General features: G+C 68.0%; 21 protein-coding genes and 1 riboswitch. Of the genes, 13 read left to right on the top strand and 8 right to left on the bottom strand.

Translation table 11 applies throughout. The features are described from left to right. Positions 1–47 precede the first annotated feature (47 nt). Positions 48–139: riboswitch (glycine riboswitch) on the top strand. 144 nt (positions 140–283) lie between these two features. From gcvT to ettA, 4 genes are all read left to right on the top strand, one after another. Next, on the top strand, positions 284–1,393 hold the full coding sequence (gene gcvT, locus CG50_RS01035) for a glycine cleavage system aminomethyltransferase GcvT (RefSeq protein WP_036634094.1): 1,110 nt from the start codon (positions 284–286) through the stop codon (positions 1,391–1,393). 10 nt (positions 1,394–1,403) lie between these two features. Next, on the top strand, positions 1,404–1,766 hold the full coding sequence (gcvH, locus tag CG50_RS01030) for a glycine cleavage system protein GcvH (protein WP_036634092.1): 363 nt from the start codon (positions 1,404–1,406) through the stop codon (positions 1,764–1,766). 59 nt (positions 1,767–1,825) lie between these two features. Beyond that, on the top strand, positions 1,826–4,666 hold the full coding sequence (gcvP, locus tag CG50_RS01025; protein ID WP_036634090.1) for an aminomethyl-transferring glycine dehydrogenase: 2,841 nt from the start codon (positions 1,826–1,828) through the stop codon (positions 4,664–4,666). Between the two features lie 269 nt (positions 4,667–4,935). Next, entirely contained in the window at positions 4,936–6,591 is a 1,656-nt protein-coding gene (gene ettA / locus CG50_RS01020) for an energy-dependent translational throttle protein EttA (RefSeq protein ID WP_036634089.1), read from the top strand. Positions 6,592–6,817: 226 nt separating this feature from the next. On the opposite strand, the gene glyA is transcribed toward ettA, so the two are convergent. Beyond that, positions 6,818–8,110: a serine hydroxymethyltransferase gene (glyA, locus tag CG50_RS01015; RefSeq protein WP_036634087.1), complete on the bottom strand. Its 1,293-nt coding sequence runs from the start codon at positions 8,108–8,110 to the stop codon at positions 6,818–6,820. A 292-nt stretch (positions 8,111–8,402) separates the two neighbouring features. Between glyA and CG50_RS01010 the strand changes: the two genes are divergently transcribed. Beyond that, entirely contained in the window at positions 8,403–9,164 is a 762-nt protein-coding gene (locus CG50_RS01010; RefSeq protein WP_036634086.1) for an NAD kinase, read from the top strand. Positions 9,165–9,198: 34 nt separating this feature from the next. On the opposite strand, the gene CG50_RS01005 is transcribed toward CG50_RS01010, so the two are convergent. The 3 genes from CG50_RS01005 to CG50_RS00990 all read right to left on the bottom strand — a co-directional run bounded on the left by CG50_RS01005 (position 9,199) and on the right by CG50_RS00990 (position 15,446). Further along, positions 9,199–10,602, bottom strand: a complete 1,404-nt coding sequence (locus CG50_RS01005) for a sigma 54-interacting transcriptional regulator (protein ID WP_036634360.1) — start codon at positions 10,600–10,602, stop codon at positions 9,199–9,201. A 503-nt stretch (positions 10,603–11,105) separates the two neighbouring features. After that, positions 11,106–12,998: a propionyl-CoA synthetase gene (locus tag CG50_RS00995; protein WP_036634359.1), complete on the bottom strand. Its 1,893-nt coding sequence runs from the start codon at positions 12,996–12,998 to the stop codon at positions 11,106–11,108. 174 nt (positions 12,999–13,172) lie between these two features. Beyond that, complete coding sequence (locus CG50_RS00990; protein WP_036634083.1) at positions 13,173–15,446, bottom strand: NADP-dependent malic enzyme; 2,274 nt, start codon at positions 15,444–15,446, stop codon at positions 13,173–13,175. A 276-nt stretch (positions 15,447–15,722) separates the two neighbouring features. On the opposite strand from CG50_RS00990, the gene CG50_RS00985 reads away from it, so the two are divergent. The 5 genes from CG50_RS00985 to CG50_RS16130 all read left to right on the top strand — a co-directional run bounded on the left by CG50_RS00985 (position 15,723) and on the right by CG50_RS16130 (position 20,506). Further along, entirely contained in the window at positions 15,723–16,145 is a 423-nt protein-coding gene (locus tag CG50_RS00985; RefSeq protein ID WP_036634080.1) for a cytidine deaminase, read from the top strand. Position 16,146: 1 nt separating this feature from the next. Beyond that, positions 16,147–17,469, top strand: a complete 1,323-nt coding sequence (locus CG50_RS00980) for a thymidine phosphorylase (protein WP_036634078.1) — start codon at positions 16,147–16,149, stop codon at positions 17,467–17,469. Further along, the gene (locus CG50_RS00975) at positions 17,466–18,698 is read left to right on the top strand and encodes a phosphopentomutase (protein WP_036634075.1); all 1,233 of its coding nucleotides are present in this window, start codon (positions 17,466–17,468) and stop codon (positions 18,696–18,698) included. Before CG50_RS00980 ends, CG50_RS00975 begins: the two co-directional genes overlap by 4 nt. A gap of 27 nt (positions 18,699–18,725) precedes the next feature. Further along, the gene (gene upp / locus CG50_RS00970) at positions 18,726–19,358 is read left to right on the top strand and encodes a uracil phosphoribosyltransferase (RefSeq protein WP_036634073.1); all 633 of its coding nucleotides are present in this window, start codon (positions 18,726–18,728) and stop codon (positions 19,356–19,358) included. A gap of 77 nt (positions 19,359–19,435) precedes the next feature. Further along, positions 19,436–20,506 carry an SPOR domain-containing protein gene (locus CG50_RS16130; RefSeq protein WP_051909309.1) on the top strand — a complete coding sequence of 357 codons (1,071 nt, stop codon included), beginning with the start codon at positions 19,436–19,438 and terminating at the stop codon, positions 20,504–20,506. A 49-nt stretch (positions 20,507–20,555) separates the two neighbouring features. Here CG50_RS16130 and CG50_RS00960 read toward each other — a convergent pair whose 3' ends face one another. The 4 genes from CG50_RS00960 to CG50_RS00945 all read right to left on the bottom strand — a co-directional run bounded on the left by CG50_RS00960 (position 20,556) and on the right by CG50_RS00945 (position 23,319). Further along, positions 20,556–21,575 (bottom strand): hypothetical protein, encoded by a 1,020-nt coding sequence (locus CG50_RS00960; RefSeq protein ID WP_036634071.1) that lies wholly within the window; start codon positions 21,573–21,575, stop codon positions 20,556–20,558. An 88-nt stretch (positions 21,576–21,663) separates the two neighbouring features. Beyond that, a complete protein-coding gene (locus CG50_RS16125; RefSeq protein ID WP_051909307.1) occupies positions 21,664–22,248 on the bottom strand; it encodes a hypothetical protein in 585 nt (194 codons plus the stop codon). 61 nt (positions 22,249–22,309) lie between these two features. Then, complete coding sequence (locus CG50_RS00950) at positions 22,310–22,771, bottom strand: GFA family protein (RefSeq protein ID WP_036634068.1); 462 nt, start codon at positions 22,769–22,771, stop codon at positions 22,310–22,312. A gap of 125 nt (positions 22,772–22,896) precedes the next feature. After that, positions 22,897–23,319 (bottom strand): MerR family transcriptional regulator, encoded by a 423-nt coding sequence (locus CG50_RS00945; RefSeq protein ID WP_051909305.1) that lies wholly within the window; start codon positions 23,317–23,319, stop codon positions 22,897–22,899. Between the two features lie 157 nt (positions 23,320–23,476). Here CG50_RS00945 and CG50_RS00940 point away from each other — a divergent pair, with 157 nt between their 5' ends. The 3 genes from CG50_RS00940 to CG50_RS00930 are packed head-to-tail and all read left to right on the top strand — an operon-like array spanning position 23,477 to position 25,782. Further along, a complete protein-coding gene (locus CG50_RS00940; RefSeq protein ID WP_051909303.1) occupies positions 23,477–23,968 on the top strand; it encodes a PaaI family thioesterase in 492 nt (163 codons plus the stop codon). Further along, positions 23,965–24,459 (top strand): PaaI family thioesterase, encoded by a 495-nt coding sequence (locus CG50_RS00935; protein WP_036634066.1) that lies wholly within the window; start codon positions 23,965–23,967, stop codon positions 24,457–24,459. The genes CG50_RS00940 and CG50_RS00935 overlap by 4 nt, the downstream gene beginning before the upstream one ends. A 6-nt stretch (positions 24,460–24,465) precedes the next feature. Beyond that, entirely contained in the window at positions 24,466–25,782 is a 1,317-nt protein-coding gene (locus tag CG50_RS00930; protein ID WP_036634063.1) for an MATE family efflux transporter, read from the top strand. The last annotated feature ends 28 nt before the right edge of the window (positions 25,783–25,810 follow it).

The following is a 25,810-nucleotide window of genomic DNA, read 5'->3' as shown; positions in this document are numbered from 1 at the left end:
TCGTTTTTTCCTGTTGTCAGCGCGTCCCGTGCCGGGCTATCCGATTTGCGACGGAATCGGGAGAAGCCGGCCCTCGCGGTCGGTGCCGAAGGAGCAACCGCCCCGGGAAACTCTCAGGCAAAAGGACCGTTCCGGCCATAACTCTGGAGAGAGGCACCACAGTGCCCGCCGAAGGGATAACGATCTCAGGCGCCCGGTGACCGGGCAGGGACAGATGGGGCATCGAGCGAGCTTGCGGGCTCATGGTGTCTGTGCCGATCATTCGGCAGCAACGAGGGGCGGAATGGCCGGAAACGAAACCCTGAAGCGGACCGGGTTCTACGATCTGCATGTCGAGCTGGGCGCCAGAATGGTGCCCTTCGCGGGCTGGGAAATGCCCGTGCAATACCCGATGGGCGTGATGAAGGAGCACCTTCATACCCGCGCCGAGGCCGGGCTGTTCGACGTCAGCCACATGGGGCAGGTGATCCTGCCCGCCTCTGCGGTGGCCGAGCTGGAAAGCCTCGTGCCGGTCGATATCGCCGGGCTCGGGCTGAACCGTCAGCGCTATGCGATGTTCACCAATGCCGAGGGCGGTATCCTCGATGACCTGATGGTGGCGAACAAGGGCGATCACCTGTTCGTCGTGGTCAACGCCGCCTGCGCCGAGCAGGACATCGCCCATCTGAAGGCCCATGTCGCGGGCGTCGAGGTGGTCACCGGCCGCGGTCTGCTGGCGCTGCAGGGCCCGAAGGCCGAGGCCGCGCTCGCCCGGCTGATCCCCGGGGTCGCCGCGATGCGCTTCATGGATGTCGGCACCTTCCCCTGGAACGGGGCGGAGCTGTGGATCTCGCGTTCGGGCTACACCGGCGAGGACGGGTTCGAGATTTCAGTCCCCGATGCGGTGGGCGTCGATTTCGCCCGCGCGCTGCTGGCCGAACCCGAGGTGGCGCCCATTGGCCTCGGTGCGCGCGACAGCCTGCGTCTGGAGGCCGGTCTGTGCCTTTACGGCCATGACATCGACACCACGACCACCCCGGTCGAGGCGGATCTGAAATGGGCGATCCAGAAGGCGCGTCGCCACGGCGGGGCGCGCGAAGGCGGCTTCCCGGGCGCCGAAATCATCCTCGATCAATACGACAACGGCTGTGCGCGCCGCCGCACGGGCCTGCGCCCCGAGGGCCGCGCGCCGATGCGCGAGGGCACGCCGATCTATCTGGCCGCCGAGGGTGGCGAGCCGGTCGGTCAGGTGACCTCGGGCGGTTTCGGCCCCTCGATCAACGCGCCGATGGCGATGGCCTATCTGCCGGCGGATCTGCCGCTCGGCGCCACCGTCTACGGCGAGGTGCGCGGCAAGCGTCTGCCCGCGCTGATCGCCGCCATGCCCTTCCAACCCAACACCTACAAGCGCTGAGGAGCGTCCCATGACCGTCAAGTATACCGAAGAGCACGAATGGCTCCGCGTCGAGGGCGACCTCGTTGTCGTCGGCATCACCGAGCACGCGGCCGAACAGCTCGGCGATGTGGTGTTCGTGGAACTGCCCGAGGTCGAGACCAAGGTCACCAAGGGCGATGAGGTCGTGGTGATCGAATCGGTCAAGGCCGCCTCGGACATCCTGTCGCCGCTCGACGGCGAGATTGTCGAGGTCAACGAGGCGCTCACCGATACCCCGGCTCTGGTGAACGAGGATGCGATGGGCGCCTGGTTCTTCAAGATGAAGGTCGAGGACATGGAGCAGCTCGACGCTTACATGTCCGAGGACGAATACAAGGACTTCATCGCCTGAGGCGATGCGCGCCCGGCGTGTCCCGCGCCGGGCGGTTCCATTCAATCAAAGGTGTCCTGATGGCTTACAAGCCTTCGACCTACGATCCCTACGACTTCGCCAACCGCCGTCATATCGGGCCGTCCCCGGCCGAGATGGAGGAGATGCTGAAGGTCGTGGGTGCGCCCTCGCTCGAGGCGCTGATCGACGAGACCGTTCCCGCCAATATCCGCTCGAAGACCGCGCTCGACTGGGAGCCGATGTCCGAACATGCCGTGCTGGAAAAGCTGCGCGGCGTCGGCGCGAAGAACAAGGTGATGACCTCGCTGATCGGGCAGGGCTATTACGGCACGGTCACGCCGCCGGCGATCCAGCGCAACATTCTGGAAAACCCGGCCTGGTATACCGCCTACACCCCCTATCAGCCGGAGATCGCCCAGGGCCGTCTCGAAGCGCTGCTGAACTATCAGACCATGGTCGCCGATCTGACCGGCCTGCCGGTCGCCAACGCTTCGCTCCTCGACGAGGCGACCGCCGCCGCCGAGGCGATGACCATGGCCGAGCGCGCCTCGAAGTCGAAGGCCAAGGCCTTCTTCGTCGACGAGAATCTGCATCCGCAGGTCAAGGGCGTGATCCGCACCCGCGCCGTGCCCTTCGGCATCGAGATCGTCGAGGGCGCGCCCGAGACCGTCGTCCCCGATCAGGTGTTCGGCGCGATCTTCCAGTATCCCGGCACCTACGGCCATGTCCGCGACTTCACCGATCTGATCGCGAAGCTGCATGACGCCAAGGCCCTTGCCGTCGTCGCGACCGATCTTCTGGCGCTGTGCCTGCTCAAGGAGCCGGGCGCGATGGGCGCCGATATCGCCGTGGGCTCGGCGCAGCGCTTCGGCGTGCCGATGGGCTATGGCGGCCCGCACGCGGCCTTCATGTCCTGCACCGATGCGCTCAAGCGCACGATGCCGGGCCGTCTGGTCGGCGTCTCGGTCGATGCGCGCGGCAACCGCGCCTATCGTCTGGCGCTGCAGACCCGCGAGCAGCACATCCGCCGCGAGAAGGCCACCTCGAACGTGTGCACCGCGCAGGCGCTTCTGGCGGTGATGGCCTCGTTCTACGCGGTGTTCCACGGCCCCGTCGGGCTGCGCGCCATCGCCGAGCGGGTGCATTTCAACACCGTCCGGCTGCGCGACGCGCTGCTGAACGCCGGTGCCGATGTCCAGCCCTCGGCCTTCTTCGACACGATCACCGTTCGGGTCGGCGTCGGCCAGCAGGGCATCATGGCGGCGGCGCGCCATCGCGGCATCAACCTGCGCAAGGTCGGCCGTGACCGCGTCGGCATCTCCTGCGACGAGCTGACGGACGAGGGCGTGATCGCCCGCGTTCTCGACGCCTTCGGCATCACCGAGCCCGCGCCGAAGGAGGTCGATCTCGGCTTCCCCGAGGACATGCTGCGCCAGACCGAATATCTCACCCATCCGGTCTTCCACATGAACCGCGCCGAATCCGAGATGATGCGCTACATGCGCCGCCTGTCGGACCGCGATCTCGCGCTCGACCGGGCGATGATCCCGCTCGGGTCGTGCACGATGAAGCTGAACGCCGCGGCCGAGATGATGCCGATCACCTGGCCCGAGTTCAACACCCTGCACCCCTTCGCGCCGCGCAATCAGGCCGAGGGCTATGCCGAGGTGATCTCGGATCTGACCGCGAAACTGTGTCAGGTCACAGGCTACGACGCCTTCTCGATGCAGCCGAACTCGGGTGCGCAGGGCGAATATGCCGGTCTGATGACGATCCGCGCCTATCACCATGCGCGCGGCGACGACGGGCGCGACCTGTGCCTGATCCCGATGTCGGCGCATGGCACCAACCCGGCCTCCGCGCATATGGCGGGGATGCAGGTGGTGCCGGTGGCGACGGCGCCGAACGGCGACATCGACATCGAGGATTTCGCGAAGAAGGCCGACGAGGCGGGCGACCGGCTGGCCGCGTGCATGATCACCTATCCCTCGACCCATGGCGTGTTCGAGGAAACGGTGACGAAGGTGTGCGAGATCACCCACGCCCACGGCGGTCAGGTCTATATCGACGGCGCGAACATGAACGCGCTGGTCGGTCTGGTGCGTCCGGGCGACGTGGGGGGCGATGTCAGCCACCTCAACCTGCACAAGACCTTCTCGATCCCGCATGGCGGTGGCGGCCCCGGCATGGGCCCGATCGGCGTCAAGGCGCATCTGGCCCCCTTCCTGCCCGGCGACCCCGAGGTCGCGCAGGGCGAGAACCCCGGTCCGGTCACCGCGGCGCCCTTCGGTTCGGCCTCGATCCTGCTCATCAGCTGGGCCTATTGCCTGATGATGGGCGGCAAGGGCCTGACCCAGGCGACCCGTGTCGCGATCCTCAACGCGAATTACATCGCGGCCTCGCTCAAGGCGGAATATCCGATCCTGTTCATGGGCAACCGCGGTCGCGTCGCGCATGAGTGCATCCTCGACACCCGCCCCTTCGCCGAGGCCGGGATCTCCGTCGACGACATCGCCAAGCGGCTGATCGACAACGGCTTCCACGCGCCGACGATGAGCTTCCCGGTGCCGGGCACGCTGATGGTCGAACCGACCGAGTCCGAAACCAAGTTCGAGCTCGACCGGTTCATCACCGCGCTCCATGCGATCCGCGCCGAGATCCGCGACGTCGAAGACGGCAAGCTCGCCGCCGAGGAAAGCCCGCTCCACTTCGCGCCGCATACGGTCGAGGATCTGGTCTCCGACTGGGGCCGGGCCTATTCGCGCGAACAGGGCTGCTTCCCGCCGGGCGCGTTCCGCGTCGACAAGTACTGGCCGCCGGTCGGGCGCGTCGACAACGTCTGGGGCGACCGCAACCTGACCTGCATCTGCCCGCCGGTCGAGGCCTACGCGGCCGAATGAGCCCCTACCGCCCCTCCGGGCGGGACACAGCAAACCAGAACGGGCCGGGATCGCTCCCGGCCCTGTCGCTTTCGGCTTTCCATAAATATCCCGGGGGAGTCCGGCCCCCGGCCGGACGGGGGCAGAGCCCCCTGCCGCGATCTCCCTGTTCCACAACGCTCAAAGACCACGAAACCCCGTCGCGGCCCTTCCCCTCGCGCCCTGTTTCGCCTATCTGAAAAGCGATCCGCAAACTCAGCGACAGTGAATTTCCGCGAAAGGTGCCCCGAATGGCCTCCTACCAGTATGTCTATCACATGGATGGCGTCTCGAAGACCTATCCCGGTGGCAAGAAGTGCTTCGAAAATATCCGCCTGAACTTCCTCCCCGGCGTCAAGATCGGCGTCGTCGGCGTCAACGGCGCCGGTAAATCGACGCTGCTGCGCATCATGGCCGGCATCGACAAGGATTATCAGGGCGAAGCCTGGGCCGCCAAGGATGCCAAGGTCGGCTATCTCTCGCAGGAGCCCTACCTCGATCCGGCGCTCGACGTGCGTGGCAACGTCATGCTCGGCGTCGCCGAGAAGCAGGCCAAGCTCGACCGCTACAACGAACTCGCGATGAACTACTCGGACGAGACCGCCGAAGAGATGGCGCGTCTGCAAGACGAGATCGACGCGGAAAACCTGTGGGATCTCGACAGCCAGGTCGACATCGCGCTCGAGGCTCTGCGCTGCCCGCCCGACGACGCCGATGTCGAGACCCTTTCGGGCGGCGAGCGTCGCCGCGTCGCGCTGTGCAAGCTGCTGCTCGAAGCGCCCGACATGCTGCTCCTCGACGAACCGACGAACCACCTCGACGCCGAGACCATCGCCTGGCTGCAGAAGCACCTGATCGACTACAAGGGCACGATCCTGATCGTCACCCACGACCGTTACTTCCTCGACGATATCACGTCCTGGATCCTCGAACTCGAGCGCGGCCGCGGCATCCCCTACGAGGGCAACTATTCGAGCTGGCTCGAACAGAAGGCGAAGCGCCTCGAGCAGGAAGCGCGCGAGGACAAGGCCAAGCAGAAGGTCATGGCCAAGGAACTCGAATGGATCCGTGCCGGTGCCAAGGCCCGTCAGGCCAAGTCGAAGGCGCGTATCTCGGCCTATGAGAAGATGGCGGACCAGTCCGAGAAGGAACGGGTCGGCACTGCGCAGATCATCATCCCGAACGGCCCGCGCCTCGGCGGCAAGGTGATCGAGCTCGAGGGCATCTCGAAGCACTACGGCGACAAGCAGCTGATCGAGAACCTGTCGCTGTCGATCCCGCCGGGTGCCATCGTCGGCGTGATCGGCCCGAACGGCGCCGGCAAGTCGACGCTGTTCAAGATGATCACCGGGCAGGAAACGCCCGACACCGGCACCGTCACCATCGGCGAGACGGTGAAGCTGTCCTATGTCGACCAGTCGCGCGACGCGCTCGACCCGGAGAAGAACGTCTGGGAGGAAATCTCGGGCGGGGCGGAGCTGATCCAGCTTGGCGAGGCGACGGTGAACTCGCGCAGCTATGTCGGCGCGTTCAACTTCAAGGGCTCTGACCAGCAGAAGAAAGTCGGCCTGTTGTCGGGCGGCGAGCGCAACCGCGTTCACATGGCGAAGCTGCTGAAATCGGGCGGCAACGTGCTTCTGCTCGACGAACCGACCAACGACCTCGACGTGGAAACGCTGCAGGCGCTGGAAGCGGCGATCGAGGATTTCGCGGGCTGCGCGGTCATCATCTCGCACGATCGCTTCTTCCTCGACCGTCTGTGCACCCACATCCTCGCCTTCGAGGGCGATGCGCATGTCGAATATTTCGAGGGCAACTTCGAGGATTACGAGGCCGACAAGGCCCGCCGCCTCGGCCCCGACGCGCTGGAGCCGAAGCGGGTCAAGTACAAGAAGTTCACCCGCTGAGGCGAGAGAGAGCGTGAAAGAGAGGCGCGAGGGGGAGACCCTTCGCGCCTTTTCCTTTGTCCGGCGTTCCGGGGCGGCGTTGCCCCCAAGGCCGGGGGCTGTCTGCCCCCGGACCCCCGAGGATATTTGTGGAAAGCCGAAAAGGGGGGAGGGGAGTTGCGCGAGGGGGCGGAATGCGAAAAGGCCCCCTTGCGGGGGCCTTTCGTGTCGGTTGCGGGTCCGGGGATCAGAGCGTCGGGTAGATCGGGAAGCGCTTGAGCAGCGTCGCGACCTTCTGCGAAACGGCGGCTTCGACCTCGGCGTTGTCATCTTCGCCGTTCTTCGCCAGACCGTCGACGACTTCGACGATCAGACGGCCGATCTCGCGGAACTCTTCTTCCTTGAAGCCGCGGGTGGTGCCGGCCGGGGTGCCCAGACGCACGCCCGAGGTCACCGTCGGCTTTTCCGGGTCGAACGGGATGCCGTTCTTGTTGCAGGTGATATGCGCACGGCCGAGCGCCTTCTCGGTCGCGTTGCCCTTCACGCCCTTCGGGCGCAGGTCGACCAGCATCAGATGCGTGTCGGTGCCGCCGGTGACGATGTCGAGGCCGCCCTTCTGCAGCTCGTCCGCCAGAGCCTTGGCGTTGAGCACGACCTGTTTGGCGTAGTCCTTGAACTCGGGGCGCAGCGCCTCGCCGAAGGCCACGGCCTTGCCGGCGATCACATGCATCAGCGGGCCGCCCTGGATGCCGGGGAAGATCGCCGAGTTGACCTTCTTCGCGATCTCTTCGTTGTTGGTCAGGATCATGCCGCCGCGCGGGCCGCGCAGGGTCTTGTGCGTCGTGGTGGTGACCACGTCGGCATAGGGGAAGGGCGAGGGATGCTGCCCGCCCGCCACGAGGCCGGCGAAGTGAGCCATGTCGACCATCAGGATCGCGCCGACCTCATCCGCGATCTCGCGGAACTTCTTGAAGTCGATCTGGCGCGGGATGGCCGAGCCGCCGGCGACGATCAGCTTCGGCATGTGCTCTTTCGCGAGCGCCAGAACCTGATCGTAATCGAGCAGGCTGTCTTGCTTGCGCACGCCGTATTGCACGGCATGGAACCACTTGCCCGACTGGTTCGGACGCGCGCCATGGGTCAGGTGACCGCCGGCGTCGAGGCTCATGCCCATGATGGTGTCACCGGGCGCGAGCAGCGCGTTGTACACGCCCTGGTTCGCCTGGCTGCCCGAGTTCGGCTGAACGTTGGCATATTCGCAGCCGAAGATCTGTTTCGCGCGCTCGATCGCCAGGGTCTCGGCGACGTCGACGCACTGGCAGCCGCCGTAATACCGCTTGCCGGCATAGCCTTCGGCGTATTTGTTCGTCATCACCGAACCCTGCGCCTCCATCACCGCCTTCGAGACGATGTTCTCCGAGGCGATCAGCTCGATCTCGTCGCGCTGACGTTCGAGTTCGTCGGTGATCGACTTCCAGATTTCGGGGTCACGGGTGGCGAGGCTTTCGGTGAAAAAGCCGGAGTCGCGCTGGTCAGTCATCGGGCTCTCCTGACGCATGGGGTGATATTCGCCGACCGTTTATCGCAGAAAGCGACGCGCCGAAAGCGCCCAAAACGACTATCGGGGATTTTGCAACGTCATGCCGGGGGCGGGCCGCGGTCGCCGGGCCGGGTTTTCCGGCAGGCAACCTGGACGCGGCCCAGGGCCGATCGCGCGACGCGACGTCCGGTCGCCGGGCGGGCGGGCAATTCGCCGCTTGTGTTTCCCCTCCCGCCTTGTCACACCTAGGAAAAACAGGGGCCGGAGCCGGGTTTCGGCGCCGGAGACGCGCATGAACAGGCCGAACAGGATTCATTTCACCGCCTCGACCGCCGAGGCCGCGCAGATGGCGCTTGCCGAGCTTACGGCACTTTACGGTCAGGCGCGCGTCGATACCGCCGATGTGATCGTCGCGCTCGGCGGCGATGGGTTCATGCTGCAGACGCTGCACGCGGACCGGGGCCTGCCGGTCTATGGGATGAACCGCGGCTCCGTCGGGTTCATGATGAATGACTATGTGGCCGAAAACCTGCCCGACCGTCTGGCCGAGGCCGAGGAGGCGGTGATCAACCCGCTCGCGATGCGCGCCGAAACCGCCGACGGCGTGGTGCACGATGCGCTGGCGATCAACGAGGTCTCGCTTCTGCGCATGGGGCCGCAGGCGGCGAAGCTGCGGATCTCGGTCAACGGACGGTTGCGGATGGAGGAGCTGGTCTGCGACGGCGCCATCGTCTCTACGCCTGCGGGATCGACGGCTTACAACTACTCTGTCCACGGGCCGATCCTGCCCATCGGCTCGGATGTGCTGGCGCTGACGGGCATCGCCTCGTTCCGGCCGCGGCGCTGGCAGGGCGCGATCCTGCCGTCCTCGGCGGTGGTGCGTTTCGACGTTCTGGAGCCCGAGAAGCGGCCGGTGATGGCGGACGCGGATTCGCGCTCGGTCATGCAGGTGCAATGGGTCGAGGTCCGCTCCGAGCCCGGGGTGCGTCATCGCATCCTGTTCGATCCCGGCCACGGTCTCGAGGAACGGCTGATGCGCGAGCAGTTCGCCTGAGGCGTGCTGCGCCGCGCGCGGTCTGGGGGGGCGCTCAGTCCTCCGGGGTCCAGCTGTCGATCTTGCGATAGAGCGTCGAGGGGGCGACCGAAAGTTCGCGCGCGGCCTTGGGGACCGAGCCGTGATGGCGCTCCAGCGTGGCCTTGATGACCCGGCGCTCGATCTCGGCAAGGGTCATGCCGGCCAGCGCCTTCGACGGATCCTTGAAGTTGTTTCCGGCGACCAGGTTGTGCATGTCATCGGGCAGCATCTCGGGCTTCAGCTCGGGTCCGTCGTGCAGCACGGTGATGGCCCGCATCACGCTGGTCAGCTGGCGGACATTGCCGGGCCAGGGCTGCGCCTGCAGCACGGTGGCCGCACGCGGTGCGATCGAACGGAACGCCCGGTTTTCCAGCCGTGCCGCCCGGCGCAGAAGTTCGGTCGCGAGTGGCACGATATCCTCGGGTCGTTCGCGCAACGACGGCATCCGGATACTGACGACCTGCAACCGATAGAACAGCTCGTCGCGCAGCCGCCCGTCGGCCACCGCCTCCAGCGGCGGGATCGTCGAGGCGGCGATGACGCGCAGATCGACCGGATGGGAATCGATGCTGCCGACGGGCTGCACCTGAAGAGATTGCAGAAAGCGCAGTAACTTGGGCTGGGCGGCGGCGGGAAGCTCGCAGATCTCGTCGAGGAACAGCGTGCCGCCATCGGCCAGCGTCGCCAGCCCGGGCCGGTCGGTGACCGCGCCGGAAAAGGCACCGCGGAAATGGCCGAACAATTCCGATTCGAACCGCTCTGCCTGAATCGACGCGCAGTCGAGCACGACGAACGGCCCCGAGGCGCGCGGGCCGAGGGCATGGATGGTCTGGGCGCACAGCTCCTTGCCCGTGCCGCTTTCACCGGTGATCAGCACCGGCGCATCGGTTTGCGCGGCCAGGTCGATGCGGTCGCAGACCTGACGCATCAGCTGCGATTCGCGCACCAGGACCGGGCGCGTGGGTTCTGGCCGGTTGAGCGGGGTCGTTGCCCGGGTGCGCCGGGTGGCGGCGGCACAGGCGGCCTCGATGGCCTCGACCAGAAGAGAATCTGCTACCGGAGCAGTCAGCACATCGAACGCTCCTGCGCGCATCGCGGCGACGGCCCGCCGGGCCGAATCGTCTGGCATCAGCACCACGACCGCGGTTTCGGGGCGGGCGGTCAGAACGGCGCGGATCCGCCGCGCGTCATCGCTTTGCGCTGGTTTTCCGGGGGCGGAGGCACTCAGATCGAGAATGGCGACCGCGGCATCGGTGTGCTGCAGCACACCGATTTCCTCGGGGGAGGTTTCGGCCCGGCATGACGCGAGCCCGCTGTCACGCAGCTCTCCGAGGCGGATTTCGCGCAGCGTGTCGGGGCCGTCGATCAGAAGAACATGCGCTGAATCGCTGGCTGCAGTGGGCTGAGTTCTGTTCATCGACATGTCTGCGGTCTTGCTAGGGGGGCATGTGCGCAGCTGCGCGTCGCTTTGTCGGTCCGGCAGGGTGCCCATGGGACGATGCCGTCTGGCCGGGCCGGGCCGTTCGCAAAACCGGAAGGCGGACGTCGCGTGCCGGATCGGGGCGGCAGGGGCCTGACCGGGCGTGGCCGGTCCGGTCGGTGACTGGCGGGCGCAACTATGACACGGCAAGGCCCAGGCCGGGCCGGTGCCGGAACGGATGGGCGGGACTGTCCGGTGCAGCGCATTGCCCGGAGCTGGGGCGACAGCGCCTGCCGGTCTGCGCCGAAGCCGCTCATACGGCCGGGTCCGTCGATAGCCTGAACATTGGAAACAGATGAAATCATGAAATAACCCCACAACATTATCGATGGAAGCCCTTGCGATTGCAAGGGTATGCCATGGGACGGGACGCGAAGAATACCCTTTCGGGGGCAACCGGGAATGCACCGCGGCCCGGGGGTCCGGGCCGCGGCGGGGGGTCAGGCAGCGGGATAGCCGATGGTTTTCAGGGCTGCCGCGATCTCGTCGAGGATCGCCGGATCGTCGATCGTCGCCGGCGGTTTGAACGGCTGACCATCGGCGATCTTGACCATGGTGGCACGCAGGATCTTGCCCGAGCGCGTCTTCGGCAGACGTTCCACCACCACGGCTTTGCGGAAGGCGGCGACGGGGCCGATCTTGGCACGCATCAGCGCGACGCATTCGGCGATCACCTGATCCTCGGTCTTGGTGGTGCCGCGCTTCAGACACAGGAAACCGACCGGCAGCTGACCGCGCAGCGCATCCGCCGCCCCGATCACCGCGCATTCGGCGACATCGGGGTGCGAGGACAGCACCTCTTCCATCGCGCCCGTGGACAGCCGGTGACCCGCGACGTTGATCACGTCATCGGTGCGGGCCATGATGTAGATATAGCCGTCGTCGTCGATGTAGCCCGCGTCGCCCGTTTCGTAATACCCCGGGAAGTGGTCGAGGTAGGATTTGCGGAACCGTTCTTCGGCGTGCCACAGCGTCGGCAGGGTGCCGGGGGGCAGGGGCAGTTTGATCGCGATGGCGCCGAGCGTGTTGCGCCCGATGGGTTGTCCCCCCTCGTCAAGCACCTGCACGTCATAGCCGGGCATCGGCACCGAGGGGCTTCCGGGCTTGATCGGCAGCCGCTCGATCCCGAGGGGATTGGCCGCGATGGCCCAGCCGGTCTCGGTCTGCCACCAGTGGTCGACCACCGGCACGCCAAGGTGCTCCTCGGCCCATTTCACGGTATCGGGGTCGGCACGTTCGCCGGCCAGATACAGGCCCTGCAACGCGTGAAGTTTGTAGCGCTTGATCCATTCGCCGTTCGGATCCTCGCGCTTGATCGCGCGCAGCGCGGTCGGCGCGGTGAAGAAGCTTTTCACCCGGTAGTTCTGGATCGTGCGCCAGAACACGCCCGGATGCGGCGTGCCGACGGGCTTGCCCTCGTATACGATCGAGGTCGCCCCGGCGATCAGCGGCGCGTAGCAGATATAGCTGTGCCCGACGACCCAACCCACGTCCGAGGCCGCCCAGAACCGTTCCCCCGGCCCGATGTTGTAGATGTTCGGCATCGTCCAGGCGAGCGCCACCAGATGCCCCGCGGTGTCGCGCACCACGCCCTTGGGCTGGCCCGTGGTGCCCGAGGTATAGAGGATATAGGCCGGATGATTGCCCTCGACCGGCACGCATTCGGCGGGTTCGACGCCATACTGGAAGGTGTGCCAGGCGACGTCGCGTCCCTCTTCCAGCCGGGCGACCTCCTGATCGCGCTGGTAGATCACGCAAAACTCGGGCTTGTGGGCGGCCTGCTCGATCGCGGCATCGAGAAGCGGCTTGTAATGCACGATCCGGTCCGGCTCGATGCCGCAAGACGCCGCGATGATCGCCTTCGGCGTGCAGTCGTCGATGCGCACGGCCAGCTCGTTCGCGGCAAATCCGCCGAACACCACCGAATGCACCGCGCCAAGCCGCGCGCAGGCCAGCATCGCCATCACCGCCTCGGGGATCATCGGCATGTAGATGATCACACGGTCGCCCTTCTCGATCCCCTTGGCGCGCAGCGCCCCGGCAAGCGAGGCCACCCGGTCGCGCAGCTCGCGGTAAGTGATGCCCTTGGTCGAATGCGTGACCGGGCTGACGTGCTCAAGCGCGATGTAATCGCCCATGCCGTTCTCGACGTGGCGGTCGACGGCGTTCCAGCACGCATTCACCTTCGCGTCGCGGAACCACTCGTAGAACGGGGCGCGGTCGTCGAACAAAGCCTTCGACGGCCTCTTAACCCAGTCGATCGCCTCGGCCGCCTGCATCCAGAACCTGTCCGGGTCTTGCTGCCACGCCGCATAGACGTCCTTGTAAGTCATGTGATCCTCCTCCTCCATGAAATCATCTAAGGCGAAGGAGTTCCATTTCGCAACATTATTGCGATGGCTTTCTTCCGTTTTGCGGAACAAAAAACGCCCGCCCTGTCCCGATTGCGGGACGGAGCGGGCGCAAGGGGCCGGCGTGCGGCCCCGATGACGGCAACAGCCGGCCGGTCAGCTGTAATGCGTGACCGGCGTGCCGGCGAGCGCCGAGATGTTCAGCAGCCCGCGCGTGGTGATCGACGGCGTGACGATATGCGCCTTGTTGCCCATGCCCATCAGGATCGGGCCGACTTCGAGCCCGTCGGCCTTGACCTTGAGGATGTTGCGCACCCCCGAGGCGGTATCCGTGTTGGCGAAGACCAGCACGTTCGCCGCCCCCTCGAGCCGGCTTTCCGGCATCAGCCGGGCGCGGATCTCGGGGTCGAGGGCCGAATCGATGTGCATTTCGCCCTCGAAGGCGAAGTCGGGCTCGCGCGCGGCCAGCAGCTCCATCGCTTCGCGCATCCGACGGCCGGTGTCGATGTCGAGGTTGCCGAACTGGCTGTGCGAGCACAGCGCGATCTTCGGCTCCAGCCCGAAGCGGCGCACGTGGCGCGCGCAGCCCATCACCGTGTCGGTGATCTGCTCGGGGGTGGGGGCGTGGTTGACATGGGTGTCGGCGATGAACAGCGGACCGTCCTCGAGGATCATCATGCTCAGCGCGCCGACCGGATGCAGACCGTCGCGGGCCAGCACCTGACGGATATACTTCAGATGCCACAGATACTGCCCGAAGGTGCCGCAGATCATGCTGTCGGCCTCTTCGCGATGCACCATGACCGCGGCGATGGCGGTCGTGTTGGTGCGCATGATCGCGCGGGCGAGGTCCGGGCTGATGCCCTGACGCGCCATAAGGTTGTGATAGGTGCCCCAGTAGTCGCGGTAGCGCGGATCGTCCTGCGGGTTGACCACCTCGAAGTCCTTGCCCGGACGCACCGGCAGGCCGGCGCGCTCGCAGCGGGTGGCGATGACGTCGGGACGGCCGATCAGGATCGGACGGTCGGTGGTTTCCTCGATCATCGCGTTGGCGGCGTGCAGCACGCGCTCGTCCTCGCCCTCGGCGAAGACGATGCGGCGCGAGGCGCTGGCGGCGGCCTCGAACACCGGACGCATCACCATCGCCGACTTGAACACCGAGCCTTCCAGCGTGCGGCGGTAGTCGTCGAGATCGACCGGACGCATCGCGACGCCGGTTTCCATCGCCGCCTTGGCGACGGCGGTGGCGACGGTGGCGACCAGACGCGGATCGAAGGCCTTCGGGATCAGGTAGCCGCGCCCGAAGGTCAGGTTCTCGCCGCGATAGGCGGCGACCGCCTCGGCCGAGGTGGTGGTGCGCGCCATCGCCGCGATCCCCTCGATGCAGGCGAGCTGCATCTCGTCGTTGATCGTGGTGGCCCCGACATCCAGCGCGCCGCGGAAGATGAACGGGAAGCACAGGACGTTGTTGACCTGGTTCGGGTAATCCGACCGGCCGGTGGCGACGATGGCGTCGTCGCGCACGGCGGCCACTTCGTCGGGCAGGATCTCGGGGGTGGGGTTGGCGAGGGCGAAGATGATCGGATTCGCCGCCATCTTGGCGACCATCTCGGGCTTCAGCACCTTCGGACCCGACAGGCCGAGGAACAGATCCGCCCCGCCGATCACGTCGTCGAGGGTGCGCAGGTCGGTCTTCTGCGCATAGGCGACCTTCTCGGGGTTCAGGTCGTTGCGCCCGTCATGGATCAGCCCGTCGATGTCGCAAAGCCACACGTTCTCGCGCTTCACGCCGAGCTTGAGCAGCATGTTCAGGCACGCGATGCCCGCAGCACCACCGCCGGTCGAGACGATCTTGATGTCCTCGAACCGCTTGCCGGCGATCATCAGCGCGTTGGTGGCGGCCGCGCCCACCACGATGGCGGTGCCGTGCTGGTCGTCGTGGAACACCGGAATGTTCATCCGCTCGCGGCAGATGCGCTCGACGGTGAAGCAGTCGGGGGCCTTGATGTCCTCGAGGTTGATCGCGCCGAACGAGGGTTCCAGCGCGCAGACGATCTCGGCGAGCTTCTCGGGATCGCTTTCGTTCACCTCGATGTCGAAGGCGTCGATATTGGCGAATTTCTTGAACAGAACCGCCTTGCCTTCCATCACCGGCTTCGAGGCGAGCGCGCCGATGTTGCCCAGACCCAGAACCGCGGTGCCGTTCGACACCACCGCCACCAGATTGCCGCGCGCGGTATAGCGTGCCGCGGTCGTCGGATCGGCCTTGATTTCAAGACAGGCTTCCGCCACACCCGGAGAATAGGCGCGGCTCAGGTCGCGACCGTTGGCGAGCGGCTTCGTTGCCCGGATCTCCAGTTTGCCGGGGCGCGGGAATTCATGATAGTCGAGCGCCGGATGCCGGCTCTGCTCGTGCTTGACCTCGTCCATAGGGACCTCCCAAAAAACTGGTTTAACGCTAAACCATCTTTGCCCGCAGGGGAAGGGTGGCCCGGGTTTTTCTGCCGGGCCGCCGTGACAAGCGCGTGACCGGGCTGTGGTGCGCAGTCTGCCGCGCCAGCGGGCCGCGGCGCGCTTGCATCGGCGCGGCGGGCGGCGCACAGTCTCGTGAAGTCGCCCGTTTCGCTAAGTCACCCGTGACGACCATTTCGTGCCGGGGGTCGCGGAGCGTATCCGCCGATTCCGCACCTCTGACCGGAGAGCCCGATGCCCGTTTCCCTTGATCCGCTTGCCCCTGCCGCGCTGCTCGATACGGCGCGCGCGGTGCGCGAAAACGCCTATGCGCCCTATTCGCGGTTCAAGGTGGGGGCGGCGGTGCGCGGTGCCTCGGGCACGGTCTATCGCGGCGTCAACGTCGAGAATGTCGCTTACCCCGAGGGCACTTGCGCCGAGGCGGGCGCCATCGCGGCGATGTGCGCGGCCGGCGAAACCCGGCTTACCGCCGTCGCTGTGATCGCCGACAGCCCCGAACCCGTGCCGCCCTGCGGCGGCTGCCGCCAGAAGCTCGCCGAATTCGGTGCGCCCGACACGCCGGTCGTTCTGGCCACCACCGAGGGCAAGGAATTCCACACCACCATCGGCGCGCTTCTGCCGGGCCGCTTCGATGCGGGCCACATGAGCAAGGTCTGACATGGACGCACGCAGCGTCATCGCCGCGGTGCGCGACGGCCGCGGACTCAGTCCCGAGGCGGCCGAGTGGTTCGCACGCGGTCTGGCGGGCGATCAGGTCTCGGACGCGCAGGCGGGGGCTTTCGCCATGGCGGTGCTGCTGCGCGGCCTCGACGGGGCGGGGCGGGTGGCGCTGACCGGCGCGATGCGCGATTCGGGCGAGGTGCTGAGCTGGGATCTGCCGGGGCCGGTGCTCGACAAGCATTCGACCGGGGGGGTGGGCGATTCGGTGTCGCTGCTGCTCGCGCCGGCGCTCGCGGCCTGCGGCGCCTATGTGCCGATGATCTCGGGGCGCGGGCTCGGTCACACCGGCGGCACGCTCGACAAGCTGGAGGCGATCCCGGGCTATCGCAGCGGTGTCGATGTCGAACGCCTGCGCCGCATTGTCGGCGATGTCGGCTGCGCCATCGTCGGCGCGAGCGAGCGCATCGCCCCGGCCGACCGCCGGCTTTACGCGATCCGCGATGTCTCGGGCGCGGTCGAGAGCCTCGATCTGATTACCGCCTCGATCCTGTCGAAGAAGCTCGCGGCCGGGCTCGGCGGGCTGGTGCTTGACGTCAAGGTGGGGTCGGGTGCGCTGTTGCCGGGGATGGAGGCGGCGCGGGGTCTCGCGCAGGCGCTGGTCTCGACGGCGAATGGCGCCGGTTGCCCGACGTCTGCGCTCATCACCGACATGAGCCAGAGCCTCGGCCATTCGGCGGGCAATGCGCTCGAGGTGCTCGAAGCGATGGAGACGCTGACGGGATCTGCCGTGAACGAAGCGCTGTGGGACGTGACCGCGGCGCTTGGCGGCGAGGCGCTGATGCTTGCCGGGATTGCCGATGACATGGACGACGGGGCCGAGATGATCGACGCCGTGCTGAGCTCGGGGCGCGCCGCCGAGGTGTTCGGCCGCATGGTCGCGGCGCTTGGCGGCCCGGCGGATTTCGTCGAGCGCTACCCCGACCGGCTGCCGGCCTCGCCCGTCATCGTCCCGGTGCCTTGCCCGCGCGCGGGCTTCGTCGCGCGTATTGACACCCGCGCGCTCGGCGAGGCGGTGGTGCGCCTCGGCGGCGGGCGGATGCGCGCGGGCGACCGCATCAACCCCTCCGTCGGGCTGAGCGGCCTTGCCGTGATCGCCGAGGAGATGGCCGAGGGTGAGCCCCTCGCGCTGGTTCACGCCCGGAACGACGACGAGGCCGCGCGCGCCGTGGCCGCGATCCTTTCCGCCTATGACATCACCGACGACCAGCCCGAGGAGCCGCCTCTGATCCATGACCGCATCGGGCCGGAGGAGATGCCTTGACCCGTGCCTTTCTGATCGTGCTCGACAGTGCCGGGATCGGCGGCGCGCCCGATGCCGGTGCCTTTTTCAACGCCGATGCCGAAACCGGCGCCCGCGTGCCCGACGCCGGCGCCAACACCATCGGCCATATCGCCGAGGCCTGCGCCGCCGGCCGGGCCGAGGTCGGCCGGACCGGGCCGTTGCAGATGCCGAACCTCGACCGGCTGGGCCTCGGCGCGGCGATCGGGCTGGCCTCGGGCCTCAACGCACCCGGCCTCGGCGCGCGACCGGAAGGGCTGTGGGGGGCGGCGACGGAAGTGTCGCGCGGCAAGGACACGCCGTCCGGGCATTGGGAGATCGCCGGCGTCCCGCTGCCCTGGGACTGGCATTATTTCCCCGAGCGCGAAAACAGCCTGCCCGCCGATCTGATCGCCCGGATCGCGCGCGCGGCGGGCACGGAAGGGGTTCTCGGCAATTGCCATGCCTCCGGCACCGAGATCGTCGAGCGGCTGGGGGCCGAGCATCTGCGCACCGGCTGGCCGATCTGCTACACCTCGGCCGACAGCGTGGTGCAGATCGCCGCGCATGAGCAGGCCTTCGGGCTGAACCGGCTGCTGAAACTGTGCCGCGCCATCGCGCCCGAGCTGCACGCGATGCGCGTCGGGCGGGTGATCGCGCGCCCGTTCACCGGCCGGCCGGGCGCCTTCGTGCGCACCCCGAACCGGCGCGATTTCGCCATGGCCCCGCCCGCGCCGACGCTGCTCGACCGCGCGCAGGCCGAGGGCCATGTCACCCATGCCATCGGCAAGATCGGCGACATCTTCAGCCATCGCGGCATCGACCATCTGCTCAAGGGCCCGGACGACGCGGCGCTGATGGGGCATCTGCGCCGCCTGGCGACCGAGGCGGAACCGGGCAGCCTGACCTTCGCGAATTTCGTCGAATTCGACAGCCTTTGGGGCCACCGGCGCGACGTTTCGGGCTATGCCCGCGCGCTCGAATGGTTCGACGCCGAGGCCGGGGCGTTCATGGCGGCGCTTGGCCCCGGAGACCTCGCGATCTTCACCGCCGACCACGGCAATGACCCGACCTTCGCGGGCACCGACCACACCCGGGAACGGGTTCCGGTGCTTGGCTGCGGCTTGGGTTTGAAACCCGTGGGTCAGGTGGGTTATGTGGATATCGCGGCCTCGGTCGCGGCGCATCTGGGACTGGCCCCCGCGGGGCCGGGGCGCAGCTTTCTGGATTGACGGACGGGACAGGGACAGGAACGGGCAATGGACGAATTCGTGACGGTGGTGAACCACCCGCTGGTGCAGCACAAGCTGACGATCATGCGCGAGAAGCAGACCTCGACGGCCGAGTTCCGCCAGCTTCTGCGCGAGATCAGCCTGCTGCTCGCCTATGAGGTGACGCGTGGCCTCGAACTGACGACGAAGCGGATCGAGACGCCGATCTGCGAGATGGACGCTCCCACGCTCGAGGGCAAGAAGCTCGCGCTGATTTCGATCCTGCGGGCGGGCAACGGGCTGCTCGACGGGATTCTCGAACTGATTCCCGCCGCGCGGGTCGGTTTCGTGGGCATGTATCGCGACCCCGAGACGCTGCAGCCGGTGCAATATTACTGCAAGGTGCCGCCGCTTCTGGACGAACGGATGGTGATCGTGGTCGATCCGATGCTGGCGACGGGCAACAGCTCGGCCGCGGCGGTTCGGCTGCTGAAGGAACAGGGCGCGAAGAACATCCTCTTCCTGTGCCTGCTGGCCGCGCCCGAGGGCATCGCCCACATGCGCGCCGAGCATCCGGATGTGCCGATCGTCACCGCTTCCATCGACGAGAAGCTGAACGATCACGGTTACATCGTGCCCGGCCTCGGCGACGCGGGCGACCGCATGTTCGGCACGAAATAGGACGAAACGCAACGGGGCCGCGCCATGGGGCGCGTGCCTCGCAAGACGGAAGGCCGCGGAAAATGACGGTTGGCGGGATGCGCACCAAGACCCTGATGGCAATGACGATGACCCTGACGATGGCGACCGGCCTGAAAGCCGAAACGCCGGTCGAGATCGTGCGGATCGAGACGGTGCCCGGCGCCGCCACCTCCTGCCCGAACAGCCCCGAGACCGCCGAGCGTTACGTGCTGTCGGACGGGCGCAGCATCCTGCGCTGCGGCGCGCCGACCGCGGACCCGGTGGGCTTCCTGAACGGCGCACATGTCGAGGGGCTGACGGTCTCGGGGCTGGCCGCGGGGGTCACGGTAGCGCAGCCGCAGGCCGGGACTCCGTCCGAGGCGGCGACGGTTCCGGCCGAGCCCGCCCCGGTGGCCGAACCCGCTGCTCCGGCTCCGGAACCGGTGCCTGTCGAGGAGCCCGCAGCGACAGAGCCGGCGGTGGCGGACTCTGCTGCGCCTGAACCCGCGCCCGCCGCTCCGGCGGAGACTGCACCCGAGGCCAGCGAACAGCCCGCGGCTGCCGATGTCGCGGCGGAGGATCCCGTTGCTCCGGAACCCGCCGCTCCGGAACCCGCCGCTCCGGAACCCGCAGCATCCGAACCCGCCGCTCCTCAGGCGGCACCGCCCGAGGCGGGGAACCCGCAGGCGGCATCGCCCGCGGATCCGACGGCCGAAACGACCTCCGGCGCACCGCAGATCGAGGTTCCGGCTCCGGCTGATGCCGAGGCCCCGGCCGGGGCGGGGGAGGCGCCGGCTCCGGTGCTGCCGAAGGCCAGGCCGGACGAGGTCGGCAAATCCCCCAGAACGGGCGATGCGCGTCCGGCGCCGAAGCGGCACGAGGCGGGCAAGGGCGATGCTCCGGTCGGGCGCTGCGCCGATGCGTCACGCTGCTATGTCCAGCTCGGTGCGTTCGGCTCTGCCGCGAATGTCGAGCGGGCGCGCTCGGCGCTTCATGCGCTGCGGATGCCGGTCGCAACGCAGAAGCTGCACCTGCGCAATGGCGGCGAGCTGACGGCCGTGCTGGCCGGCCCGTTCGAGGCTGCGCGGGCGGAGAAGGCGCTGGCCGCAATCCGCGGCTGCGGGTTCGGCGCGGCGATGTTGCGTTAAGAGTTAGCGAGGGGGCGGACAGCGACCGGGCCGCGGCACCCGGCCCGGCTCAGTCGCAGATCGCCTTCAGCGCGTGCCACTGCGCATCTTTCAGCACGGCGACGGGGGCGGGCTTGCCCTTGAACGGGTCGGCCTCGATCAGCGGCAGCACGCTTTCGCCCGAGGGGTCGGTCATGTAGGCATAGGGCGTCGAGGACAGGTTCGCGGCGCGGAAGGCGCTCAGCAGCACCTCGGGCGCGACGGCCGGGGCCGGGGTGTCGAGAACAACCTTGCCGTAATCGCGCGTCACCCCGCGCGGCAGATCGCCAGTCACCAGCAGTTGCAGCGCTGCCCGCGCACCGGCCCATTTCATGAAATCGAGGAACGGATCGAGTCCGGCTGCGGCGGCCTCGGTGGCGACGACGGCGCCGGCGACGGCCTCGGGCGTGTCGGGGCCGCTCAGGGTGCGCCGGCCGATCGCCACGACGTTGCCCGGCAGCATCCGTCCGCCGTCCTTCAGCCCGCGTGGCACGATGGCGATGGTCAGATTCTCGCCGGGCAGACGTTCGGCCAGAACGCCAAGCGCGGCATCGCCCGCCGTCGAGTGACAGACGGCGCCGGTATAGCGCGTCATGTCGGCCAGGATGGCGCGGCCGACGTCCTGGCGCCGGGTGTCGGTGGCGACGCGCGCCGCCTGATTGATCAGCCCCGACGGCAGCCACAGGGCAATCCCCGCGAGGATCGCCACGATGATCGTCCCGGTGAGCCAGCCGCGCAGCCGGCCCGGGTGGGGGCGCCCCGACTCGATGGCCGACAGCACCTTCTCGATTGCGCCGATCATGTCCTCGTCGGCGATCTCGAGGATCTCGCCGGGGTCGTCGGAGGGCGCGAAGATCGCCGGCTTGCGCCCGGGATTGCGCCGGATCAGTGCCGCCAGAGACCAGTGCGTCAGCGGGATCGCCGAGCGCGCATCCGCCAGCATCAGCGTCGCGTCGCCGAACACCACGATCACCTCGCGGCGTTGCGCGTCGAGGCTGTCGCGCCACAGGCCGGGGGATTCGAGCCTGACGTATTGGGGAAGAGCGGTCATCCGGGCCCTGGGTTTGTACGGCGGAGAAAGGATAGCGGAACCGGCCGGAGGGTCAATCTGCGTGGATTGCCCAGACCGGCCGCGGCCTTCAGGGGGCAGGTGCCGCGCCAGAGGGGGCGGGGGAGGCGGCCTCCAGAGCGACATCGCTGAAATCGTCATAGGCGGCGCGCAATGCCGCCGCCTGTTCGGGCCCGTCAAGGCGCACCAGATACCATGCTCCGCCGTCCTTCATCGCAAGGGTCACCGTCCGCACCGGGGCCGGGGCGGCGCCGTCCTGGGCGATGGTGGTCAGCGTCGGGATCAGCGCGTAAGGCCGTCCGGTGCGGGTGTCGCCGGTGGTCATCGCGCCGGTCTGCAGATCGAAATCGTCGAGCGTCACCCCCGCCATCGCCTCGCTCACCTGCACGCGCATCGCCTGCTTCAGCGTGTCGCTGTCCATGTTGCTGCGCAGGGCCAGCGCCGACAGCAGCCGCGGCGGCACCGCATCGACGAAGACCGAATAATCGCGGTGCGCCACCGCCGTCTCGTAGCTGTCGGCCCGGGCGAGAACGGCCAGCCGGTCCGCCTCGTCGAAGGCGAGGGCGGGGGTCGCGCCGGAGATCAGGGCGCACAGGGGAAGGGCGCGCAGTCCGAGGGCCTTAGCACGGCGGAGCGAGGAACGAGCGAAGATCATGGCGCGGGCCTTTCGGAAGACGGACGGATCGGGGCGCCGGTCCGCGAAACGGGGCGGGCCATCAGGGCCGCTGTGAAGGGGCTTCGGGGTCGAACTGGTGGCTCTCGATGCCGGTCCGGCTGGCGGGATAGGCCGGCAGGCGGTCCAGACCGCCGAGCCAGGGGTGACGCGCCTCGACCCCGCATTGCCCGGACGGGGTGAATGGCATCGTGGCGGGAAGCGAGCCCGAGGTCAGCTCGATCGTCCCGCTGCCGAGGGCGCGATAAAACAGCGAGGTGCCGCACTGCGGGCAAAAACCGCGCTCGGCCAGGTTCGAGGAGGCGAAAACCCCGGGCGTGCCGTGCCAGGTGACGCGGCTTTCGCCGACTTCGAGGAACCCCGCGAGCGGCGCGCCCGTCGCGCGCTGGCACATCCGGCAATGGCACACCGAGGCTCGCACCGGCCCGGCGGTCACGTCGTAGCGCACATGGCCGCACTGGCAGCCGCCGGAAAACGCCTCGTTCTGTCGCCAGCCCTGATCCATCGCTCTCTCCTGAGCTTTCCACGCCCGGTGGGGGGCGTCTCTCGCCCCGGACCTTAGGCCGGGGGCGCGGGCTTTGCTACCGGATGTTGCCGGACCGCAGGACGCGCGACGGGATCGCCCGGGTCTCAGTTGCTGCCGTCGGCCGATTTCAGCGCCTTCAGCGGGGTGCCGTCGGTCTCGGCGGTGGAGACCATCCCGGCCACGTCCTCGCGCAGGCGGCGCAGCTCCTCGATGGTCACGGCCAGCTCGTCATGCTGCTTGCGCAGCGCCGCGAGCTGCCGGTCGGCGAGATCGACCCAGACCTTGTATTGCTCGAGGGTGCCCTTCTCGTTGTACAGCTCCAGCCACTGGCGCAGCTCTTCGAGAGAGAAACCGAACCGCCGACCGCGCAGGATCAGCGTCATGCGCGCAATTTCGCGCGGGCCGTAATAGCGGGTTCGCCCGACCTTCGAGGGCGAGAGCAACTCGATATACTCGTAATAGCGCAACGTCCGCGGGGTGACTGCGAAGCGCGCGCACATTTCCTTGAAAGTCAGAACCTGTGCCATGATCGTCTCCGTCCCGGTCCATCCTATAATGTGCCGCCGGGCGGATGAACAGGGCATTGTGCACACAGGGATACAACGCGCGCGCGGAGGGCAACGCGCGGGCTTGCACCCGGAGCGCCGGACGGGGATAGTCCGGGCCAGAACAAGGATAGCCAAGATGCCCCAGCCCTCCGATATCTCCGGCGTGCAGGATCTGTCGCCGGAAGATCTGCTGCATACAGCGCGCGCCTTCATCGCCGCGATCCCGCACGCGCGCGCGCTGAACATGCGCCTCGATGCCATCGGCGGCGGCAAGGCCACGCTGTCGATGCCCTGGGATGAACGTCTTGTTGGCGATCCGCGCACCGGGGTGATCCACGGCGGCGCGATTTCGGCGCTGATGGACACCTGTTCGGGGGCGGCGGTGCTCAGCCACCCCGAGGCCGGGACGGTGACCGCCACGCTCGATCTGCGCATCGACTACATGCGCTCGGCCACGCCCGGCCAGCGCATCGCCGCGCGCGCCGAGGTCTATCACCTCACCCGCACCATCGCCTTTCTGCGCGTCGTCGCCACCGACGAGGAGGCCGGCGGCGTCCCTGTCGCCACCGCGACCGGCGCCTTCACCGTCGAGCGGCGCAGCCCCGACAGCACCGGAGGCCGCGCATGACCGGCAAGCCAGAACCCGTTCAGGTCATCAAGCACCGCCGCGATGCGGCACTGCGCGCGCTGGTCTCGGGCGTGCCCTATATCGGCTTCCTCGGCATCCAGTTCGACCGCCGCGGCGACGAGATCACGGCAACGCTGCCCTATGACGACAAGCTGGTCGGCAACCCGATGCTGCCGGCGCTGCACGGCGGCGCGACGGCGGCATTCCTCGAAGTCACCGCCATCGTCGAGCTGAGCTTCTCGATGCTGTGGGAGGATGTCGAGGCGGGGCGCATCGACCTTTCCGACCCGGCCGCGCTGCCGCGGCTGCCGAAGACCATCGACTTCACCGTCGATTACCTGCGCAGCGGGCTGCCGCGCGATTCCTATGCGCGGGCTCGGGTGAACCGCTCCGGCCGGCGCTATGCCTCGGTCCATGTCGAGGGCTGGCAGGATAACCGCACCCGGCCGTTCATCCAGGCGACCGGCCATTTTCTGATGCCCGAGCTCTGATCGCAGATGTCCGGGCCGGATCTGTCCCACGCGCGGGTGCTGCGCATCGCGTTCCCGATCGTGCTGTCGAATGCGACGGTGCCGCTCCTCGGTCTCGTCAACACCGGGGTGATAGGTCAGCTCGGCTCGGCGGCACCGATCGGGGCTGTTGGGATCGGCGCGGTGGTGCTGACCTCTGTCTACTGGCTGTTCAGTTTCCTGCGCATGGGCACCACCGGCATCGTCGCCCAGGCCTTCGGGCGCGGCGACGCGGCCGAGGTCTCTGCCGGGCTGTGGCGCGCGCTGATCGTCGCGCTGGCGGCGGGCGCGGTGCTGATCGCGGCGCAGGCGGGGATCGCGGCCGCGGCCTTCCGCCTCGCGCCGGCAAGTCCCGAGGTCGAGAGCCTCGCGCGCGCCTATCTCGGCATCCGGATCTGGGGTGCGCCCGCCACCATCGGGCTTTTCGCGCTGAACGGCTGGCTGATCGCGCTCGAACGCACGCGGGCGATCCTCGCGCTGCAACTGGTGACCAACGGGCTGAACATCGTGCTCGACATCGGCTTCGTGCTGGGCCTCGGCCTCGGGGTCGAGGGGGTGGCAACGGCGACGCTGATCGCGGAATGGTCGGGGCTCGGCTTCGGGCTGTGGCTCGCGCGCGGCGCGTTCACCGCGCGGCCGGCCCTCGCGGTCATCCTCAAACGCGACAAGCTCACCCGCATGGTCTCGGTCAACCGCGACATCATGATCCGCTCGGTTCTGCTGCAGGGCTGCTTCACGGCGTTCCTGTTCCTCGGCTCGGGCGAGGGCGACGTGACGCTCGCCGCCAATCAGGTGCTGCTGCAATTCCTCGAGATCACTGCCTATGTCCTCGACGGTTTCGCCTTCGCGGCCGAGACGCTGGTCGGTCAGGCGGTGGGGGCGGGGCTGCCATTGCGGTTGCGCCGGGCGGCCGGGGTCTGCGGCACATGGGCGCTCGGCGGCGCGGTGGCGCTCAGCCTCGCGTTCTGGCTCGGCGGGCCGATGCTGATCGACGCGCTCAGCACCGATCCGGCGGTGCGCGCCGAGGCCCGGATCTATCTGCCCTGGCTCGCGCTCTCGCCGCTGATCGGGGTGGGGGGCTGGATGTTCGACGGCATCTTCGTCGGTGCGACGCTCGCGCGCGAAATGCGCAACACCGTCATCGTCTCCACGCTGGTCTATGCCGCCATCGTCGCGGCGCTTCTGCCCGTCTGGGGCAATCACGCGCTCTGGGCCGGGCTGATGGCGATGAACCTGATGCGCGGGGTGGTGATGGCCTTCCTCTACCCGAGGGCCGAAGCCCGCGCCGCGACCGCCGCCGCCTGAGCGCGAACCACCTCCAGCCTTTCGGCTT

This window comes from Paenirhodobacter enshiensis, assembly GCF_000740785.1.
In the GTDB taxonomy this organism is placed as follows: Bacteria; Pseudomonadota; Alphaproteobacteria; order Rhodobacterales; family Rhodobacteraceae; genus Rhodobacter; species Rhodobacter enshiensis.
The sequence above is the reverse complement of the archived record's forward strand: the minus strand, read 5'-3'. Positions and strand labels throughout refer to the sequence as shown.